Source organism: Jannaschia helgolandensis (assembly GCF_900109285.1).
Taxonomy (GTDB): Bacteria; Pseudomonadota; Alphaproteobacteria; order Rhodobacterales; family Rhodobacteraceae; genus Jannaschia; species Jannaschia helgolandensis.
In genome coordinates this window covers 1-20,017 of sequence record NZ_FNZQ01000009.1, presented here as the reverse complement: position 1 = coordinate 20,017, position 20,017 = coordinate 1, and the positions used below count along the sequence as shown (strand labels likewise).

Annotated in this window: 15 protein-coding genes and 1 pseudogene; 10 read left to right on the top strand and 6 right to left on the bottom strand. The window is 62.2% G+C overall.

Annotated elements, in window-relative coordinates; all coding sequences use genetic code 11:
• Window positions 1–135 precede the first annotated feature (135 nt).
• Genes BMY38_RS16900 through BMY38_RS16885 form a run of 4 tightly spaced genes read right to left on the bottom strand, consistent with a single transcriptional unit; the run spans window position 136 to window position 6,699 of the window.
• On the bottom strand, window positions 136–1,557 hold the full coding sequence (locus tag BMY38_RS16900; RefSeq protein WP_092765087.1) for a sigma 54-interacting transcriptional regulator: 1,422 nt from the start codon (window positions 1,555–1,557) through the stop codon (window positions 136–138).
• Complete coding sequence (locus BMY38_RS16895; RefSeq protein WP_092765085.1) at window positions 1,554–3,074, bottom strand: phospholipase D-like domain-containing protein; 1,521 nt, start codon at window positions 3,072–3,074, stop codon at window positions 1,554–1,556. Before BMY38_RS16895 ends, BMY38_RS16900 begins: the two co-directional genes overlap by 4 nt.
• A complete protein-coding gene (locus tag BMY38_RS16890) occupies window positions 3,074–4,171 on the bottom strand; it encodes a hypothetical protein (RefSeq protein WP_092765083.1) in 1,098 nt (365 codons plus the stop codon). Before BMY38_RS16890 ends, BMY38_RS16895 begins: the two co-directional genes overlap by 1 nt.
• Window positions 4,168–6,699 carry an AAA domain-containing protein gene (locus BMY38_RS16885; RefSeq protein WP_092765081.1) on the bottom strand — a complete coding sequence of 844 codons (2,532 nt, stop codon included), beginning with the start codon at window positions 6,697–6,699 and terminating at the stop codon, window positions 4,168–4,170. Before BMY38_RS16885 ends, BMY38_RS16890 begins: the two co-directional genes overlap by 4 nt.
• Before the next feature lie 1,219 nt (window positions 6,700–7,918).
• On the opposite strand from BMY38_RS16885, the gene BMY38_RS16880 reads away from it, so the two are divergent.
• From BMY38_RS16880 to BMY38_RS16855, 7 genes and pseudogenes are all read left to right on the top strand, one after another.
• Window positions 7,919–8,848, top strand: a complete 930-nt coding sequence (locus tag BMY38_RS16880; RefSeq protein ID WP_092765078.1) for a DUF2493 domain-containing protein — start codon at window positions 7,919–7,921, stop codon at window positions 8,846–8,848.
• 131 nt (window positions 8,849–8,979) lie between these two features.
• Complete coding sequence (locus BMY38_RS16875; RefSeq protein WP_245737677.1) at window positions 8,980–9,996, top strand: nucleotidyltransferase family protein; 1,017 nt, start codon at window positions 8,980–8,982, stop codon at window positions 9,994–9,996.
• 4 nt (window positions 9,997–10,000) lie between these two features.
• A pseudogene (locus BMY38_RS18640) lies at window positions 10,001–10,099 on the top strand (DUF2493 domain-containing protein); the annotation flags it as partial.
• A 537-nt stretch (window positions 10,100–10,636) separates the two neighbouring features.
• Complete coding sequence (locus BMY38_RS16870) at window positions 10,637–10,843, top strand: hypothetical protein (RefSeq protein ID WP_007120662.1); 207 nt, start codon at window positions 10,637–10,639, stop codon at window positions 10,841–10,843.
• Between the two features lie 518 nt (window positions 10,844–11,361).
• Entirely contained in the window at window positions 11,362–11,955 is a 594-nt protein-coding gene (locus tag BMY38_RS16865; RefSeq protein ID WP_092765076.1) for a helix-turn-helix domain-containing protein, read from the top strand.
• Window positions 11,942–14,269 (top strand): relaxase/mobilization nuclease domain-containing protein, encoded by a 2,328-nt coding sequence (locus tag BMY38_RS16860; protein WP_092765074.1) that lies wholly within the window; start codon window positions 11,942–11,944, stop codon window positions 14,267–14,269. The genes BMY38_RS16865 and BMY38_RS16860 overlap by 14 nt, the downstream gene beginning before the upstream one ends.
• An 8-nt stretch (window positions 14,270–14,277) precedes the next feature.
• The gene (locus BMY38_RS16855) at window positions 14,278–16,278 is read left to right on the top strand and encodes a type IV secretory system conjugative DNA transfer family protein (protein ID WP_092765072.1); all 2,001 of its coding nucleotides are present in this window, start codon (window positions 14,278–14,280) and stop codon (window positions 16,276–16,278) included.
• A 154-nt stretch (window positions 16,279–16,432) separates the two neighbouring features.
• Here BMY38_RS16855 and BMY38_RS16850 read toward each other — a convergent pair whose 3' ends face one another.
• Window positions 16,433–16,939 carry a PIN domain-containing protein gene (locus BMY38_RS16850; protein ID WP_092765070.1) on the bottom strand — a complete coding sequence of 169 codons (507 nt, stop codon included), beginning with the start codon at window positions 16,937–16,939 and terminating at the stop codon, window positions 16,433–16,435.
• Window positions 16,936–18,057 carry an XRE family transcriptional regulator gene (locus BMY38_RS16845; protein ID WP_092765068.1) on the bottom strand — a complete coding sequence of 374 codons (1,122 nt, stop codon included), beginning with the start codon at window positions 18,055–18,057 and terminating at the stop codon, window positions 16,936–16,938. Before BMY38_RS16845 ends, BMY38_RS16850 begins: the two co-directional genes overlap by 4 nt.
• Before the next feature lie 66 nt (window positions 18,058–18,123).
• On the opposite strand from BMY38_RS16845, the gene BMY38_RS16840 reads away from it, so the two are divergent.
• From BMY38_RS16840 to BMY38_RS16830, 3 genes are all read left to right on the top strand, one after another.
• Window positions 18,124–18,348 (top strand): DUF2188 domain-containing protein, encoded by a 225-nt coding sequence (locus tag BMY38_RS16840; protein WP_009815559.1) that lies wholly within the window; start codon window positions 18,124–18,126, stop codon window positions 18,346–18,348.
• Between the two features lie 26 nt (window positions 18,349–18,374).
• A complete protein-coding gene (locus BMY38_RS16835) occupies window positions 18,375–19,400 on the top strand; it encodes a CBASS cGAMP-activated phospholipase (protein WP_245737665.1) in 1,026 nt (341 codons plus the stop codon).
• On the top strand, window positions 19,397–20,017 hold a 621-nt coding region (locus BMY38_RS16830), incomplete at its 3' end, for a nucleotidyltransferase domain-containing protein (RefSeq protein ID WP_139204734.1). The genes BMY38_RS16835 and BMY38_RS16830, both read left to right, overlap by 4 nt.

The following is a 20,017-nucleotide window of genomic DNA, read 5'->3' as shown; positions in this document are numbered from 1 at the left end:
AGACCTTTGGATCACGATGCAGCAATCAGATACAGTCGTCGGATAAGTCGACATTATCGTCGCTTGTCGGGGAGTCAGCGCCTTACAAGAGGGCCTTAACTTCAGTTGGCTCAACCTTTCAGATTTGTCACCTCATTAATTTTCAAAAGGAAATTTGCTTTTCGCATCGACCCGCAAGGTGCTTTCGTTGCAGGCAAGTTCGGACGCCGCCGCCTCCCACGTGCCGTAGCGCTCCTTTGCCCAGAGTGCGAGCCGTGTCTGAAACCAGTGAAGCCGCTGCTTGCGGGTGCCGATTCCAAAATCCCCCGGCGGGGGGGCGCCGACAGCGCGCCACTCTTCGAGTGCCTGGCGTTGTAAGGAGACGTTCCATGGCCCATCGGGCCGCGTCGAAACGATGATCGCGGCCAGGCGTTGCAGGTCGCGGATGTTGCGCGGCAGACGCGCCTCCGTAAGAGCGCGCTCCAGCGTCGGGCTCCAGGGTGGATCACCGGGAAAGCCGATCTCGCGCCAGACGCGGCCCCAGTCGGCTTGCAGGTCCGCAGGGCAGTCGCGCAGGGGCGGCAATTCAACCTGCAGATGGGCGATGCGGTCGAAGAAATCCGGATCGAGCGTCTTCTCCAGTTCGTCGATCGGAAGGTTTGAGGCGCAGACAAGATCGAATTGTGCCTCCTGGTGCTCGGTCTCGCCGAGCCGTCGCCAGCGGCGCACCCCGCCTTGTAGCGCGAGTAGCAGAATGCGCTGGGTGTCACGCGGCAGGTCCTGCACCTCGTCAAGGAACAGGATCCCGCCGTCCGCTTCGTGCAGCAGCCCTCTGCCAACCGCAGACACCTTGTCATTGGTGGCCGCAACACGGCCGAACAGCAGCGCTTCGACACCTTCTCCTCTCAGGTGGCCGCAAGAGAGCGTAACGACGTGTCGCCCCCCTTTTAGCTTCGCCACAAGGCTTTCGACGACCCGGGTCTTGCCCACTCCACGCTCACCAAGGATCAGAAGCGGCACTCCCGGGACCAAGGCATAGCGCGCGAGCCGATCCAGCGCGGCGCGCCGGTCGGCCGAGAGCGCATCAGGGTCGTAGGCGGCCTGTTCCGGGGTCTGCGCCAGATCTGCACGCAGAGCCGAGAGCCAGGTTGTTGGCGCGAATTCGACCGGAGAGATCCGTGCCGGCGCTCCCGGATCGGGGCGCTGCGAGGACCACAGCCGGGTGCCGGGCGGGAAGGCACCGCCTGCCGCCAGCACAAGCCAGACCGCATGCATCGCAGGCGTGCCGGGCGAGACATTCACATGCAGCGGTTCTTCCAGCGCCGAGAGCTGCGGCAGAAGCTTCGCCCGCAGGGTCAGGTAAAGCGCGGCATGGTCTGTAGGGTCGGCGACAGGGAGCGCCATGGTCTCGATCTGCAGGTGCTGTGGTAGGTCTTCGGGGGCCTCTCGCTCTTCTTGCACTAGCAGTAGCACCCGCTCGATAGAGTGGCCGCGCTCGGCCAAGGCCTCCAGCGCCCCGGTCAGGACCGATGTGCCGTGATTGACCGAAGCCCAGCACAGCAGGGTTTCACCGCTCATGTGGCACTCCTGGTCATAACCACGGCCTTTGCGCTGGCCGCTTCGAACAGACGCTCGGCGGCCTCAAGTTGCGCGAGATCCGAGATCACCACCACCCGACGCCCCGAAGGCTCGCGCATCAAGGCAGGGAAGGTCGTAGGCGAGCTATCACCCTTGTACTTCTTCACTTCTTTGCCATTCACGTCAATGTGGATCGCCCGCGCGTCGACACGGGGCGGATCAATGCGCCATGTCACGCTCAGCTTGCGCGCCATCGGCAGTTCGGCGGGCATAGCCGGGCACTCGGGCAGCGGGCCGGTCAGTGAGCGCATGGTGACGGTTTCCAGGTCAACGGGGAGGTTGGCAGGTATTTCCATATCCTTCAGATCTCCATCCTTCCACAGCTTCACCTTTTCCATGTCCTGCGTAACCTTCGCTTCGGGATCGAGCCAGGCCTGCGCCGTGCCGGCCCACCCTTCAAGGATGTGCCGCAGACTCTCCGTGCGGTTGCCATCCAGAGAAAGACCAAGTTCGAAGCCTTCCTCCATCCCAAGGCGCTCAATGTTCGCCGTCATGATCATGGCGCGGTCGCGGTCGGTCCAGATTGCCTTCGCATGGAGCCATTTGAATCCGTACACTTCAGCGCCGGCTTCGGCCAAAGCGGCTAGCGCGGGCATTGCCGCCGGTCTGATCCGCGCGAGTACAGTGACCTTCACCCCAGCGTTCGCGCGGGCAATCAGGGCTTGGGTGACCGGATGATCCAGCGCCCAGCCGAAGGAGGAGACTATGATCCGCCTTTCCGACTCTTTGATCAGTTCAAGGGCGGTGTCCTGAATCGAGCGGCGTGGCGGCGAAGTCACGAGGGCCAGACCCGCAGCGGGGAACTCGACGGCTCCGAGGGGCTTTGCGGGTCTGAAATCGGTGCCGCTCATCCGGTGCTCGGCGCGTTCCCAGAAAGCATGACGCAACTCGACGAAGACCGAGCGGACTTCCTCGGACGTCAGGCGAAGCCCCAGTTCCTCGTTGCGGGTCAGGGCCTCGTCGGTGATGTTGGCGGTCAGCAGCCAACCCTGCGCATTCGGGCCCTTGGGGTCGATCAACACGGTCTTGGCGTGATAATGGGCTGCGCTGCGGATCATGGCATGCGGGGCGAGGCGGCGCAGCATCTCCTCATGATGTTCGCGGCAGTGTTTCGAGAAGTCATCCTCCTCTCTCTCCTGCCCGAGGCGGGCTTCCGAGGCGAGCATCATGTAAACCCGCACGCCACGACGGGTGGCAGCCTCCAGCGCCGCGATCATACGGTCCGAGGCAAGCAGGAAGCTGCACAGCACGACCATCTCTTGCGCATCGCCGATCATTTTCACCAGCGTGTCTTCGAGACAGCGGCTGGCATCGGCGGGCAGCAGGTCGTCATTCCCGAGGCTCTGTTTTGAAACGGATCGTGGTTTCGGCACCCAAGCCATGCCGAGCGGGCGACCGATCTGTGACACGGTTTCGGTACGGGGAGCTTCAAAATCGATATGGCGGTCTACCAGCATCACAGGTTCCAATCTTCGGCGGCGGTCAGGTTCCAGGCGACAGCGCTCAGCGGAGCGCCTGCCTCGGCGGGGCGAGCGCGGGCGGCAAGGTCTTGCCGGGAGGGTAGGTCAAGTGGCGTGAAGCCCACGAAGGGCGCGACTGCCTCTGAGCACCACTTGTCGAAGCGCCGAGAGCAGGCAATCTCGTTGATACTGTCTTCGAGGCGCCAGTCAGCCCATGCCTCGGCGTCGTGTAGGGTGCGGGCGTTAATGTCGATCCCGTGCACCGTCGTCTGTTCGAAGTTCCCATATTGATGCAACCGAACAGGGCTCGGGAAAGTGACATCCTCCCTCATATTGCGTCGGAACGCGTCAGACAGGTCGGCGAAACTGCGGCGCAAAATCTCCGTCTCCGCATCCCAGTCGAAGGTCAATCCTGCTGTTTCCAGAAGCGCCTCGAAGGTCGCTTTATGGGCAAGCTCCGGAGCAGGCCGATCGACGGTCTGCTCGTCGACTGTCAGGCTGAGGCGCTTTCTTGCGACTTCCCATGTGAGCGTCCCGGTCTTTGACTCGAGAAGTTCCACTTTGTTCGGTAAATCGTCGATGCGCCGCCTCTCGCCGCCCATGATCGGCGCGAGGGGCAAACCCTTAAGCGCGTCGAGCGTAGGCGGCGGCCGTTTCGCATCGCGCTTCGGTGCGTCATGCTTGACCTCGTCGTACGCTTTCGGTTCCGTGTAACCAGTCAACTGGATCAAACCATGTGGCAGCAGCGGGTCACTGGTATGCCAGACCTCCCAGCTACCTCGTTCTGCGATGAACACAGCTTCCTTCTCCAGGGCCTCGTGGCCCGCCTCGGTGAGTTTGAAGCCCTCATTTCCCTGCGCCTCCAACGCGCCGGACCGCTTGAGTTGTTCCAGAAGCCGTTGGGCGATCTGCCTGCGCCCCTCGTGTGCGCCGAGCAGGTGGCCTGCTGCTGAAGCCGCAGTAATCCCGTCAGTATCGCGCGCCATCAGCAAGAATGGCATCAATTCGGGCCGCTTTTCCTCCTTGGCGACCTCGCCGGCGAAACGGGTGACATGGATCTTGATGGACCGTGTAAGGGTAAAGGCGGGGATCATTCTTTCTCTCCTTTTGCTATGCTGCGGCCCCAAGGTGCGGCTTCGGCCAGAGATCCGAGCGCGCCGCCTGCCCTCTTGAGGCCAGCACGATCGCCGAAGATCACCAGCCGATGGCGCGCCCGGGTCAGGGCAACATTCAGCCGGTTGGGCGCGCGCAGAAAATGCGTGCCGTGAGTATTGCCAAAGCTCAGCAGAACCATATCGGCCTCTTGGCCCTGAAAGCGGTCCACGGTGCAGATATCGGCGACGCAATACGGCCCGAACTCGATGCGGCGCGAGCGCGCGGCTCCGCCCGCCAAGTTCTGTACCGCGCGGCGAAGCGCCCGTTCCTGTACCCGGTAGGGCGACAGGAGCGCGACCTCCCATACCCCACCGCCCGGAGGTGGATTGGTCTTCGTCCAGTCGACGAAGGCGCGCAACTCGCGCAGCATCTCGTCGACCTCATCACGATTGCCGCCCTCTCGTGCGTTGAAGCGCCCGCGAACATCGCGCCAAGTCATGCGCGGCTCGTTCTCCCGCCAGCCCCAGGGGCGGTCGGACATGGTGTCGGCGGTATGCAACGCCTGGCCGCCATAGAATGCCTTGCTAGGAAAGTCGGCGATTTCGGGGTGCATCCGATGTTGCCAAGACAACAGCACATGGCGATTTTTCAAAACTTCTTCCGGCAGCCCGTCTGTCAGCGCATTGCCGCGATCGCGATCCCCGCTGCGTTCAAACCCTTGGCGCAAAGTTTCGAGCACCGAAGGCAGCGCGATACGACGGGTCAGCGCGATCGCGTCCTTCAACTTGTCATTTGCCATAGCAGGCAACAGCTCTTCAGACTCTTGTAGAAGGGACTTCGCCTTGCCGCCTGTCTCGTCGCGCAGGCTGTGAAGCGTCACCTGACGCCATGCCAGCTCATGCGCCCAACTAGGCGGCGTCCCGGCGCCATTGGCCGCGTGACGGCGACGCAGGGTGGGCAGTGCGTCTTCGGGCGCGCGGATGGTTTCCAGATCAACACGCAAGGCTTGTGGCAGGGCCTCGAGTGCGACTTCGGTGCCGATAACGATATCGGCCAGCGCTGCATCCGTGTCATTGGGTGCCCGGATCGCGACGCCCCGCGCCTCGGATTCCTCGCGCCAGATCGCGTCTTGTTGCTTGGTCGCGACGACCGCTGCTGCGCCGCGCTTGCCCGTCATGGCGAGAAAGCTGTCGACACAGGCATTGCGGCGGTCTTCATCGGGCAGGCAATCGTCGAGCGCGGCGGCAACGCCGTCATCATCGACATAGGGCGACAACTGCTTCGGATCACCGACCAGCACCCAACGCTTCGCAAGAAGTGCGGGCACGAGGAATTCCTGAAAAGTTGTTTTGGAAGCCTCGTCCACGATCAGCATGTCGAAGACTGGTGTGGCTTGGCCGCCCTTCTTGATATCGGGATGTTGCAGGATGCCGATCGTCGAACCGCAGACAAGATTGGCCCCGTCGAGCAACAAACGTTCAACAATGTGATCCCCATGGGCCGCCCGCAGTTCGTCCAGCAATTTCTGCTGGGCGGCATCGGGCGTCCCAATCCCTCCGAGATAGGCCAGAAGGCGCTGCCGTTCCTGCTTCGTCAGTCGTTCTAGGGTCCATTTCTTTGCTTCATCGGAAAGGCTTGCATCGCGGCCGATCCGCACTGGAATGACAAGGTCGCGATGCGCACTGCCTTCCGCCATCAACCTTTCCAACACGTTGTCCACTGCGACATGGGTCGACGCGCAAAGGAGCACCCGCTTGCCCATACGCGCCATTTGCAAGATCAGCTCGCAGATCACCGTGGTTTTGCCTGATCCGGGCGGGCCTTCCATCAAGGCGAAATCGGGGGTGGAGAGGGTGTAGCGCACGAAGTCGCGCTGCTCGGACGCGCCGGGGCGGTGGGGATCAGTCAAGACCAACCACTCGGGCTCCGGCACTGGCACGGGGCGTGGCCAGTTGGCAAGTGACTGCGGCTGAAGCAGCCGCAGCAGCGGGCGATGGGCAGGATGCGGCTGGTTCTGAAGCGCCGAGATCGCGTCGCGCTGCTTGCGCAGTTGATAGCTGTTCGGGCGCAGGGTCAGCGGCTCACCTTCTGGCGGCAGGGCGGCAAGACGCAGGCGTCCAGCATCGGGGTCATGCTCGAGTACGTCGATTTCACGAAAGGTCGGTCTCTCGCTACCGTTTCTGGTTTGCTGCTTCTCGATCCAGGCAACCCTCTCGACCTCCGGGTCGGTAAAGAGCCGCAGTTCGGCCTCGGACAATTCATCGCCGCCACTCTTGTGCAGGCGCACCCAGAAACCGTCGCTCTTTTTCCCCGGCCTCTTTCCTTTGCGACCATTGGAGTGCTGCGGGTTTTTTTCATAGGGGGCTTCTTCGGCGGTCCATGCGACGTTCGGAAGATTGTCGGGATCCTCCAACCGCTTCTTCGCGCCAGACAGGAATTCATAGGGAGCCTTGAGCCCGAAAAACGCGTTCTTCATCAATATGTCGGCTCGATGCGGCTCGATCGCCGCGAAGTTGAGAAATGCCATCGGGTTAACTACTTTCTTGTTCAGTGCGCCTGTTTAACGCTCTATCTGACCATCCATAACGGGCGTCGAATATAAATTGAACTCGGCTATGCGGTTAAATGTCCAGATATTGCGGGTGGATTCACCCGTATATTTTTCTTGTCGGGTAGGTTCAGTCACGGCGCATCGCCGCATGATGCAAGTGCGGGTCATAATCTTTGCATTCGGTCCGAGAAGGGCATCACATTTGAAAAGACTGGATAGAAGAGGTACGTGTCACCGGGCATTGTTCGGGCCGTCATCTCCGAAACGACGCAAATTCGGTATGATCCGATATCGGGACTGCGGAACAGGGTTATCGCACGCAGCGACCGGGTAACCGTTCCAGCTGGTCAGCAGGGGCGTGCAACGCTCAAGGACCTTTTTCACGGTGGTTGAAACCTGGATAGTCAATTTGGGCTGATCCTATAGCGTGAAAAAAGGGTCTTCAGCTATAAGCCGAGATATAGCGGGAATGCGGCCGAATATAGCATTTTGCATGCCGCAAGCGGGTGAGGACCATCACGTTCGTAGGCGCGCATTGCTACAGTTCTTGTGGGATGCAGAAAACTGGTGTTTTCCGCCATCACTTCGAATGCTGCGAAAAGTAATCCTTATAGTCGGCAGCGGCGTCGCCAGCACATCAACCTTGGGCTAAGCCTGTCGGCCTCCCCAGCTCGGCTTCGCGTTTCGCAGGGGAGAACGGCCCTTCGGTCCGTCGCGCATTCGGCCATGCGGCCTCACCGCGGCGTTGCGCTTGGCGTCCCGGTTTGCCCGCCTCGCGAGCACGTACCTCCCCGGCCGCTCCGCCGGATTGCGCTGTGGTCTGTTTTGGCCCGAGGCCAAAACGATCCTGCCGCTTCATCCGTCTCCCGCGTCCGGTCGGGCCGTTTGCCTGCTCGGGTCGGGCAAACCTACCGTCAAAACACACACACATGAGCGCGGAAGCATATCCTCCGGATGGCCCCCAAATCAGCCCGCGTCAAGGATCGCAAAACTTTTCGGCGAGGGCGGGGCATGTGGCGCGGGATGGTCCCGTGCGTGAGGGCGCGCATGTGTCAGGTGCTGCGCGCAGAAAACTTTTGCGCCCGGCAAGCCGGCGGCTGCGCCGTCCCTGACCCGGGCAGATTCGGAAACCAGGCATTCGGCCATGCCCCCACACTCACGTGGTGGCCTAGGAACCGAACACTGGAGACCAGACATGGCTTACGACACCGCAAACACCTACGAGACGATCGAACTTTTCGGGCTGACCGAGAAGGACGCACAGCTCCCGATCCCCGAGGATCACGTCCTGACCGACCACATCATCCGCGAGAGCTTCGAGGCTTTGCTCGGGCAGCTGCGCGGGACCGGGCTTGAAGCGGAAATCGAACCGCTGGCCCATGGGCTCGCGACGATCCTGCAGCGCCGCAAGGTGGCGCTTGGCAAGGAGGTCGACCGCACCGCCGACAAGATCGGCGCGCTGGCAAAATCCCACGACGGATCGGAAATCGCCGAGACCGCGCTCGAAGAGGCGCAGGCGCGCTTTCTGCAGCTGCGCGAGATTGTCAGCGCCATCGAGGTGATGAGCGAGGCAGCGGCGGAATGCTACGAAATCGAGACGGGCCACGCCTTCATCCCGGCAGCCGGTTCGCGCGCAAGCGTCCGGGCGCAAGAGACCGGGGCGGTCTTCGAGGCGCGGCAGCTCCTGGAGCAGCACGACCGCGAGACCGCCGAGAAATCGAAAGTCGAGGGGGTTCCCCTGATCGTCTCAGGCGCCACCGACTGGACCGATGTCGATGTGATCTTCAACACGCTCGACAAGGTTCGCGAGCGGATCAAGCAGAACCGCAACCAGGAGATTTTCCTCTGCCACAAGGGTGGCAAGCACGGGGCGGAGATGATTGCGGCTCGGTGGGCCCGGGCACGCGGGGTCGCGCAGGCGCGCTTCGATCCGCGCTGGTCCGCGCATGGCCGGGCGGCACCGTTCAAGTGCAACGACGAAATGCTGGACGACAAGTTCGCGGCGACGGGGGTTGTTCTCTTCGGCGGCAACGGGGTCGCGCTGAACCTCGGGCAGAAGGCAGAAGCGAAAGGCCTGACGGTCATGCGGGTTGCGGACCCGGCGAAGAAGACCGCGGAGACGTGAATTGAGAGGGTCGCCTTCGGGCGGCCCTTGCGTCATGTCTCATGGGCGTGACAGTACCCAGAGAGTTATGCCTAGCAATTTTATGTTTTGATAGGTATATGCGTGCCAAGCAAAACTTGGAAATGATTGGCATGACCCCTCTCAGCAGCATCGCAATGAGCGCCTATACCGATCTGGTGCGGCTCCTGAAGGACGACGCCTTGTCCGGTGTTGAAGGAAAGCCGACGCTCAAAGAGCGCGGCGACAAGGCTTATTGGTACGCCGCGCGACGCGTCGGAACGGAGATGCGGTTCATCTATATCGGCGAGGACAGTGACGAGACGCGTGCACGTATCGACCGGATCGAAGAGCTGCGCGCGACTGCCAAGGATCGGCAGGCGGAACGGTCGCGGCTTGTTCGGCTCTTGCGCGCGGAAGGCATGACGCCCACCGATCGGGCAACGGGGTCCATCCTGTCGGCGATGGCCGCTGCCGGAACTTTCCGTTTGGGTGGCACCATCGTCGGAACCAATGCATTTCGCCTCTATGAAGGCGAGCTTGGTATCCGCCTGCCTATTGGCGGTATGGCCAACACTGGCGATATCGACATCGCCCAGTTCGAAAAGCTCAGCGTGGCGCTGCAGGATCAGGTTGACCCGGGTCTGGCCGAGACCTTCTCGGCTCTCAAATTTGATCCCTTACCGGCTCTTGACCAAGGCCGGACGTGGCGATGGGCGCAAGGCGGCAGCGGCCAGTTGGTCGAGTTTCTCACACCGGCCTTTGGAGATGAGACCATCCGTGATTTGCCCGCTTTGGGCGTGAATGCCCAAGGGTTGAACTATCTCAACTTCCTGATTGCCGAGCCGATCCATGCAGCGGCGATCTATCGATCCGGCGTTCTGGTCCAAGTGCCACGCCCGGAGAGATATGCAATCCATAAACTGATCATCGCTGATCGGCGGCGGGACGGGGCGGGGAGCCTCAAATCCGCGAAGGACCGCGAGCAGGCGGCCTTCTTGATCGAGGCAATGGCTGAGGACCGGCCCGATGATCTGGCCCGAGCTTATGCCGCTGCTTTGGAGGTTGGACCGCGCTGGCGCGAGCGCATCGGCAACTCGCTGAAGCGGTTGCCGGAGACAAAAAGGATCCTCGCGAGCTTGGGCGCGTAATCGCGGCAACGGGGTCGCTTTGAACCTCGGGCAGAAGGCCGAAGCGAAAGGTCTGACGGTCATGCGGGTTGCAGACCCGGCGAAGAAGGCGTCGCAGGATTGAAGAGAAGGGGGTCGCGCTTGGCGCGGCCCTTTCGTCATGTCTCATGGCGCGTGCGATCGGTCATGCGTGATCGGCAGTCTGCGGCGTCCAGCACCGTTATCCCTCTACCCAGTCCGTCAGAGTGCGGCCCATCCGCATCGGTACGGGTTGGGGATGGTGCGCATCTCACGCACATCGTCAGCGGCGCAAGACGCGAGGGATCGAGACGTCGCACTTGAGGCTGAAGACTTGCACGTCCCTTGGGGCGTGTTTCGGAACATCGAACCCACGCGGGCGGGCTCCGTCAGCACCCCGGCCAGGCTCGGTGAACTTGACGCGGATGCTGGCTGCGGCGTGATGGCAAGGGTCATCCGGGTCTCTCCTTTTTGCTCATAGATGTGGATCGCACGGGGTCGGCCCGTCCGTGCCCTCAGCTCACGCTTCGGCAAGCACAAATACGGCTTCCACGGCTGGCCGCGGACCCTCCGCATTTGCGCTTGCGACCGGGCCTCTTGCCCCCGTGCCGGGTGATCCCCATCGCAACAAGGAGTAACCCAAATGACCAACCACTACGTCGCCACCGTCCCCGTCAAGTTCACCGATACCGATGGCCAGGAGCGCACCCGTTTTCAGCGCGTGGGTGCGATGTTCCGCAACACCCGCAACGGGGACGGCTCGGAGTTCTTCAGCCTCAAGCTCGACTTCCCGGTCGCGGTCTCGGAGCTGGTGATGTTCCCACCGAGCGCGAAAGATCCCCAGGACTAAATCCTCTGACGAGGATGGGCCGCCCCGGGACGATCTTGGGGCGGCCCTGTCCCTGTTCCAGGGATGCCGGTCGCTGCGCGTTCAACGGACGCACTCCGCCCAGAATGATCAGGTCGCGACAGACCGGCCCGTCAGCCTCAAGGGGGCCATCCACAAAAACCTATCGGCCAGGGCCTCCCGGTTTTTGCGGCAGAGATTTGGGGACCCAAATCTGGCCCTCCTTGACCCTGCCTGTCCGCCCTGTCGGTGGGGTTTGCGCCCGCCCGCGTTTCCGTCCGAACACGTGCGTGTTCGGCCAGACCCTCGGGCGGGGCTGGTGGACGGGACCCCTAGGACAGGTGGGTCGCCCGGTGGTGAGGGCGGCAGAGCTTCGGCCCTGCGGGCCGCGGCGTGAAGCGGACACCAAGGCTGCCTGAGACTGAATTCGACGTAAGTATATAATTGACAGTTGGGTATATTATCGTAAGGTATAGGCAGCCTTGGTGGAAGGTGGCAGGAAATAGGGGGTCTTTCTTCGCATGTCTCGCTCAAAACGCCTCACAGATGCGGACCGCATGGAGATCGTTCGCGAAGCTGCGGAAGGCGTTTCCACTTCAGTGCTGGCGGAACGCTTTGGCGTGTCGGTGCGGGCGATTCAGTACACGCTCAAAGCAGATGCCGAGCGCCAGACGGATGCCGCAATTCCGGTCTCAGCAGTCAGTGTGAAGGTCACGGCTGCGGAGCTGGCGGCGCTTGACGCGGTGTTGGCGAAGGCGGGGATCGAGAGCCGGGCCGAGGGGCTGCGGCGGCTCATTCAGGCGGCGGGCGGGGTGTTCGTTCCGGACGCGCAGATGGCAGCAGAGATGGCGCGCTACCGCGCCTCTCTGCACGAGGTAGGCAATGGGGTCACGCAGATCGCCAAGCAGATGACGCAGGCCAACCGGCGGGGGCAGGGGGCCGTGGGGGGCACGAGTGCCGAGTTTACCGAATTGCGCCTTGCGCAGATGCGCGGGCTGGCGCGGTTCATCCTGGATTCTGCTGACGAGATCGATCTGCTTCTGCGCCGCCGTCGTGACGCGATGCAGCTGCAGGCCACGGCCGCGCTGAGGGAGTTTGCCCATGCGGCTGAATGATGCCGTCCATGCCGTCACGGGCGAGGTCTTCCGGGATGGCTGGAGCCGCGTCCGGGGCTCGATGCAGGGGCTGCATGTCGCCAAGCAGACCCAGCTTGTGCGCGCGGCAGCAGGGCATCGGCCAGCGGTTTTCAAGGCGATCCGGGGCGGGGGTACACATACGAAATCGCAGCTCGCAAACCAGCTCGATTACCTCACGACCAAGTCGACCCATATCGTCGACTCGAGCGGGTTTCTGGATGGCAAGGCGAAACTTGAGGCGGGCGACATCAAGGATCTGACCGAACGCTTTGCCAAGCGGTGGGATGCGGGCTTCAAGCCGAAGCTGGGCCAGACGACCCATATGCTCATGTCCTTCCCCATCGGCACGCGGGGAGAGGATGTGCGCGACATTGCGACGGATGTGGCCGAGCGGTTCTTCCAGACCGACGCGGGCCATTTCGACTACATCATCGCGGTGCATGAGGACCGCGATCATCCCCATGCGCATCTGGTGCTGAACCGTCGCTCGCAGGAAGGCGAGTTCTTCTTTCTGGGGCGCAACCATCGCTTCAACTATGACGACTTCCGCCTCGCCATGGTCGAGGAGGCCGAGAAATACGGCGTGCGGCTGGAGGCCACGCGCCGGGTGGATCGCGGCGTCGTGCATTACCCGGCCCGCACCAGCGAGGTTTATGCGGCGAAAGAAGAGGGTCGCGCGCCCCGCGAGCGCGAACGTGTGGGGGCCGACTTGACCCGGACGCTGGCGGAGATCGCCAACACCAGAACTGTCTACCATTCGCTTGCCGCGGAGGCTTCCCGGGAGGCCCGGGAAGACATCGCCGCAGCACTCTTCCGCGCGGGCGAGGTGCTCGCGCATGGCGGACAGGTGGACCGAACAGGAGATGTGTATATGGCCGAGGATCAAAGTTTCGAGGATCTCAGAAGCCTCTATGCGGAGAAGCTCGCGCGGGTGCAGGGCATGATCGCCGAGAAGTCTGACGCGGAACGTCCCGTGCTGGAAAAACGCCTCATCGAGATCCAGACGCAGGTCCAGCACATGCAGCCTCTCGGTTTGCGATCATCCTCGCTGTCAGAGACCCCCTCGGAGGGCGGGATCTATTCCGAAGCCAATATCGACGCCAGCCAGCGCGAGCGTCTGGCAGAGCCCGATTTGAGATCGCGCATTGACGCGGCACTACGGGGCACGGGGATCAGCACATCGGAAGTCGTGGCCCGGATCGAGACGGGCGCCTCAAATGCAGCGCTCGAGCATCAATGGATCGTAGACGATCTCTCCAAAGTAGCTGAGGCGCGGAACCTGAACCTCGAACGCCGCGCCGATCTGGAACAGGCGCGCGACATTCTCAACGATATGCATGTCGCGCTTGGCACGCTTTTGGAACGCGAGAACGTGCTGCGCCGGGATGGCGTCATGGAAGCGGACAGCGAGCGGTTCCATTATCACGAGGACGCGGTCCGCGCGATGGAAGGGACAATCCGTCAGGAGATGCGCGCAGGCGGCCTGACAGCGCAGCAGATCGAGGACCGGGAGTGGGAAGTGGTCTCAAAGGCAGAGCGCCGGATCGAGACCGAGCAGCGCGCGTATCTCGCAGCACACCCGGACCTGCTCGCACGCCCTGGCGAAGTGATCGACCGGTCTGAGCCCTACAGGGAGACCATCACCGATGCGGCCCGCGCCAGCGAGATCACCCGTGAAGTCGACCGCATCATGGAGGGACGCGACCTCCGCACGCCCGTTGCAGATGCCGTCACGGATGACTTCAGCACGCGCTATCCGGACATGCCGTCCCACCTCGCCCGCGGGCTCGGCGCGACCTATGCGGCCGTCGTAGAGATACGCGATACGGAGGTCATCAATCAGGTCCGCCGCGAGAACGAGATGCGCGACGGGCTTGGGTCTGGCACGCGCGACGCACTCCTCGCAGCCCGCGGTGAAACTGCTTCGCAGTCTGACCGTGCCGACCGCCTTGCAGACGAGATTGCGCGTGTCCTGGACCATGAGCGGGCGGGGGAGTTGTCCGCGCCCTTCGAGACCGAGGCGGAGCGGGACGCTTTCCGGGGCGAGATCGCGCGGGTGCTGGATGACCCTCAACTTGAGAGGCTCACATCCGGCGATGCCGATGCGCTGGAGAAGGTTCTCGAGGACCGCCTCGACCGGCTCTATGTCGCCAAGGTCTACCTGCAATCGGATGCAGCGACGGCCAACACGGAGGCCTTGCGCCAGGTGGTCGATGATCTTGCCGACACCGAATATGAAAAACATCGCACGACAGACGTGGATGGCGAGACCGAGCGGGGTCAGGTCCATTGAGCGCCTCCATGGGAAAAGCGCGGATCGCGACCGGCGTCCTGCTGGTGACGCTGGTGACCGGGGCCATGGGCTATACCATCGCCTCGGCGGTGCTGACCTACCAGGATCTCGGCTTCGGGGCCGAAATCGACTTTGCCTATATCGCGCAGAACTATCTGGCGATCCGCGATCGCCGCCCCGAAGATGCCCAGCTCATCCACCTGATCATCGGCAGCTTCGCCGCCGCCGGCCTGATGCTGAGCCTCGCCCTCTCGGGGTCCGCCCTGACACGGTTTGGCCAGACCCATTGGCAGACCGCGCGCGAGATGAAGGCCAACGGCTTCTTCGGGGCGCCCGGGACCGGGTTCATCCTCGGCAAGCTGGGGCCGCCGGGCTCCCGCGCCAATTACATTTGCTCGCAGGTTTTCCCGCATGCGCTGATCGTGGCGCCCACGGGCCGCGGCAAGACCACGGGCTTCGTCATTCCGAACCTGCTGACCTGGCAGGGCTCCGCCGTGACGCTCGATGTGAAAGGCGAGTGTTTCGAGGCCACGGCCCGGCACCGCGCCGCCCAAGGCGACAAGGTCTATCGCTTTGCCCCCACCGATTGGGAGGGCAAGCGCACGCATCGCTACAACCCGCTCTTGCGCATCTTCGAACTGAAAGACCCCGCGCGCCAGCAGATGGAATTGCAGCTCCTGGCGACGCTCTTTTTGCAAAGCGACAACGACCGGGTGCAGGGCCTCCTCAAAGGCGGGATCGATCTCTTCGTGGCGGCAGGCCTGCTGGCCTTTCAGCGCAAGCGCCCGACCTTGGGCGAGATCTACCGCATCGCGGCCTCGGGCGGGAACAAGCAGAAGGAGTATTTCGCGCGGGGCCATGAGGTCGACAACAGGGCGGCCAAACTGATCTTCACGCGGCTGGCGTCCACCAACAATGACACGCTGACCTCTTATGTTTCGCTCCTGATGACCTCGGGGCTCGATCAATGGCAGAACCCGGCCATCGATGAGGCGACGGCAGTCTCGGACTTTGACTTCCGCACGATCCGGAAAAAGCCCTTTTCGGTCTATCTCGTGGTCCAGCCGCTGATGGTCAAACCCCTCGCGCCGCTGATCCGGCTCTTCTTCTCCGATCTCCTTTCCGCCATGCAGGAAAAGGACCCCGGGCCCGACGAGCCCTGGCCAGTGATGATCATGCTCGACGAGTTCAACCGTCTCGGCAAGATGCCCATCGTGGTCGAGAGCATCGAGACCCTGCGCACCTATCGCGGCCATTTGGCCGTGGTCACGCAAACCATCCCCGCCCTCGATGAAATCTACGGCGAGAACACCCGCCGCGCCCTGCAAGGCAATGCCGGTGTGAAGCTCTACCTGACGCCTTCGGATGAAAAAACCGTCGAAGAGCTGAGCAAGGCGGTTGGCAAGACCACGAAAACCGTCGTCACGCGCTCACGCTCCATTGGCAAGAACCCCTTTGAAGGCCGTAGCCAGTCCACACGGACTGAAGAGAGCTCGTTGTTACCCGAAGATGAGGCGCGCCGTCTGCCGCTTGATGAGATCGTCATGGTCGTTGATGCACAGATGCCAATCCGGGCAAAGCGGATCCAATATTTTGACGACCGGCTCTTCAAGGCGATCCACGCGGCGCAATCAGGCGAGTTGCCGTTTCCGGAGCCGGGGGGAGGGGGATCGCAAGGCACGCTGCCGCTGAGTGTCCGCGCGATGCCGATGACTCCGCCTGCGAGTGGACCGAGCGGACCCAACGCCGATGTGGAGACCGTACGCCAGGCTACTGATGGTCAAACGTCAGGACAAACCGACCTCGCCCCAAGAAAGACCGCGCCTGTCGTTCAAGCTGTGATCGCAGAGGAACAGCGCCAGATGGAGATGGATTTTGGAAGCCAGGTCGCCGATGCAGAGGCAGCGAGCGTAGCTGATGAGGCGCAGATGCGCTCTGCAGTCGATGGCTTGGACGACATGGAAGCGATGCTGCGAGAGGAGGATGGTGAAAGGCTGGTTGCGCGATAGGGTGGCGAGGGTGGCGACCTGCCCGTAGCTTCCGTAACGCTGAATGTAACAAACGGTGTTTTTTTCGCCAAAAAGAGGGTTTGGCTTGCACGACCGTTCGATCTCTCGCTGGGAACGTCGTGGGCAGGGTCCAGCCATCTCCACCTTGTTCAGATTATGCCCCCAGACGGCGCAGCCGCTTGTCGATCTCGGCAGGAGGCAGGAAGACCGCCTCATCCGCCCGCCAGATTTGCAGTGCGGAAACAAGAAGCTCGACCTCGCAGACTTCGGCGGCGTGCAACTCGTCTATGATCCACAGGACGCCATGAACGCGCACGGCGCGGGCGGTGGCGACTTTGCGCAGAAGATTGTCGCCGGTCAGGAGGATGCCGTTTTCCTGGCAGGTTGTCGTGACCAGAGCGAAGCAGTCATAGGCTGACAGACGGCTGTGCTCACGCTTCAGCGCAACCACCTGCGCGACTTCCTCGGCTGGCAGGTCATAAGTGGCAAGGCCACCATCTTCGAGCCCCCGCCATTCCTGAGCCGTGAAGTCGAGAAGCTCCTCTTCACGAATCGGCAGGGGCACGATGAAGCGATAGGGCAGCCGCAGCAGAACGTGCAGCAACTCCCCCTTCTTTAAGTCGATCAGGCAGGACGCATCATTGACGACGACACAGGTCACAGGTCACGAGGCCCCCTGATGTCCCGTTCGACAACGCTCAAGGGGAGCCCGAGCATCTGCGCCGCCCGCACGGGGGAAATCATCTCCTCGCCGAGCGCGCGCCAAACGAGGCGCTCGAAGCGCTGCGGCTTCTCGAAGGCCGCGAAGCCCTCGCCTGGACCGATAGGCTCCGGTTCTTCGCGCCGCCAGCTTCGCGCATAGGTCTTGAACGCATATTCTACAGCGCTCTTCGACAGAATGCCCACCTGGCCAAGCCGCACGAGCATCGCGGCGGCAGACACGCCATAGGTCCGCTTAAGCCGCATGATCTCGATCCAGGTCATGCCGTGCCGGTTCCGGCCAGCTTCCTCTTCCAGATGCTCACGCGGAATGAGGAACGCGCCCGCGAAGCGGTGCATGGAGGCTTCTTTCTTCAGGGCGGCATTGCCGGTTTCGATGATGATCCGGTGCGCGAGTTCGTGGGCGAGATTGAAGCGCTTGCGCTCGACATTGGTGTGCCGCGAGACGACGATCACTTCAGTCGGTGGGCCTTCTGCCCGCTCGACATGACAGGCCAGCCCGTTGATGCGCTCAGGGAGATCGGCCTCGATGACCTTGAGCCCCTTGTCTTCGAGCAGCGCAGTCATACTCGGGATGGGGTCGATCCCGAGCTGCCAAGTCTCGCGCACTTCCCGCGCCTTGGCGTCGATGGCCTCTTCATCGGCCACCTTGTCCACGCGCAGCGCGGCGAAGGGGTCTTCGGCGGGGTGCATGTCGAGGATGTCCTCGATGGCGAGATAGTCTTCGAGCTTCTCGATCACAATGGATTCCGCCATCGCGCGATCCTGCGCCGAGGCGGTCGAGTTCTTTCGCCACTCGACGCTTTCCAGAGCTTCGACCTGGCCACCGAGCAGGAAGTCCAGAGACACGCCAAGCGCCTTGCCGAGGCCGACCAGCACCGACGAGGACGGCATCATCTTGTCCGCCTCATATTTGCTGATGGCCTGTGCCGACACGTTTGGGGTTACGCGCTCCGCGAGCGCTTGCATGGATAGACCCGCCCGCTTGCGGGCAAGTCGCAGTCTTTGTCCGAACATGATCCTCTCCCGGCGGTTATTGTTGTGGTTGATAAACGACATCTCTTCCTGTATATTTAAACACAAGGTTGTCGTATCGTCAACCGAAATCGACACGTGAGGCTTGAAATGTCTAAGAAAAATCAGCATGTTGTGCCGCATGAAAGCGGTTGGGCAGTGAAGGGGGCGGGTAACTCCCGCGCGTCTTCCGTCCACGGCACGCAGCGCGAGGCCATCACGGCCGCGCGGGAATCCGCTATTCGTCAGGGCAGCGAGATGCTGATCCACGGCGAGAACGGTCGCATCCGCGAGCGCAACACCTATGGCAAGGACCCGTATCCGCCGAAAGGCTGAAGGGCATAAGCGGAATGGATGTCAGGATGAGCAACGGTGGGAACAACAGGCAGATACGTCGCATCCTCTCCATCGACGGGGGCGGGATTAAGGGCACGATGCCCGCTGCATTCCTCGCGGGGCTCGAGGAAGATCTGGGCCAGCCCATTGGGCGCTATTTCGATCTCATCGCGGGCACATCGACGGGTGGCATCATCGCACTCGGCCTTGGCCTCGGCCGCACGGCAAAGGAACTGCTCGAGCTATACGAGCGTCGCGGGCCTGTCATCTTCGGTCAGGACAATGCGGATGATGAACCGCTGGGGAGGATACGGCAGGCATGGCGCACCCTCACCGCCACAGGTCGGCACGTAGTCGGTCCAAAGCACGATGCGGCAATTCTTGCCCGTGAACTCAAGGCCGTTCTCAACAACGATCTGATCGGGCAATCACAGACCCGGTTGGTGATCCCGGCGTGGGATGCCGATCTCCGCAGCCCTTATATCTACAAGACCGCGCATCACACACGCCTGCAAACCGATTATCGCAAGACTGCGCTTGATGCCGCCCTGGCTACGGCAGCGGCACCTACGTATTTCAAGCGACATCGCACTGCTGATGATATTGGCCTAACCGATGGCGGGACATGGGCCAACAATCCCACAGCCATTGCTGTCGTCGAAGCCATCACTCTTCTGGGGTGGCTTCCGTCAGACCTGCGCATTCTGAGCCTGGGGTGTCTGGACGAAGTCTACATGCTGCCCGAAAGTCCAGGTTTTGCCGGACTCGGCCTCAAAGTCCTCAACCTTTACGCGGATGGGCAATCACATGGCGCCCTCGGCATGGCAAAACTTCTGACGGGACACCCTTACGATGGGGATCGCATCTACCGCATTTCGCCGTCTGTCCCGAGCGGGTTTTTCACCTTGGATGACACCACGAAGATCGGCCGCCTCAAGGGCCTCGGTATGTCAGAAGCCCGAAAAGCAAAGCCCCACCTGACCCCGATCTTTTTCACCCAGCCTGCCGATACCTTCGTGCCGGTCTATCAACTCAAGGAGAAAGCGGCATGAATCAGATGTTGCGACAGCCGCTGACCGACAGTGATATTCGGCGGCGCACGCAGATATTCACCATCTTGGACGAGATCGGCGAGGATCTGGACCTCACCGAAACCCAGTTTGATCGTGCGCGCCAGAGCTATGGTGCCGTCGGAGACTGGCTGTCCGGTTCAACTGATCCCCTACTCGTCAGTGTTCTGGTCTATCTCCAAGGGTCCAGTGCGCTTGGAACGGCCGTGAAGCCAATCGGGCGGCGGGAATTCGATGTCGATCTGATCTGCTTTTGTGCAGGTATCGCGTCCGGCATCTCACCAGCGACCCTGAAGGCGGCGGTTGGAAACCGGCTCAAGGAACACGCCACCTATGTGCGCCTTCTCGAAGAAAAAAAGCGTTGTTGGCGTCTCAACTATGCGGGGGACTTCCACCTCGACCTATCCCCGACGATAGCAAACCCGGTCTGCGGCAACCGGGGCGAATTGGTGCCCGACCGGGCTCTGAAGGAATGGCATCCGACAAACCCGCGGGCCTACAAGACCCTGTTCGATGAGCGCGCCGCACTCCGGCCTACCTTTGTGGGCAAGTTTATCGCCATGCAGCGGGACGAGGCGACGGTGGAGCCGTTCCCCGTC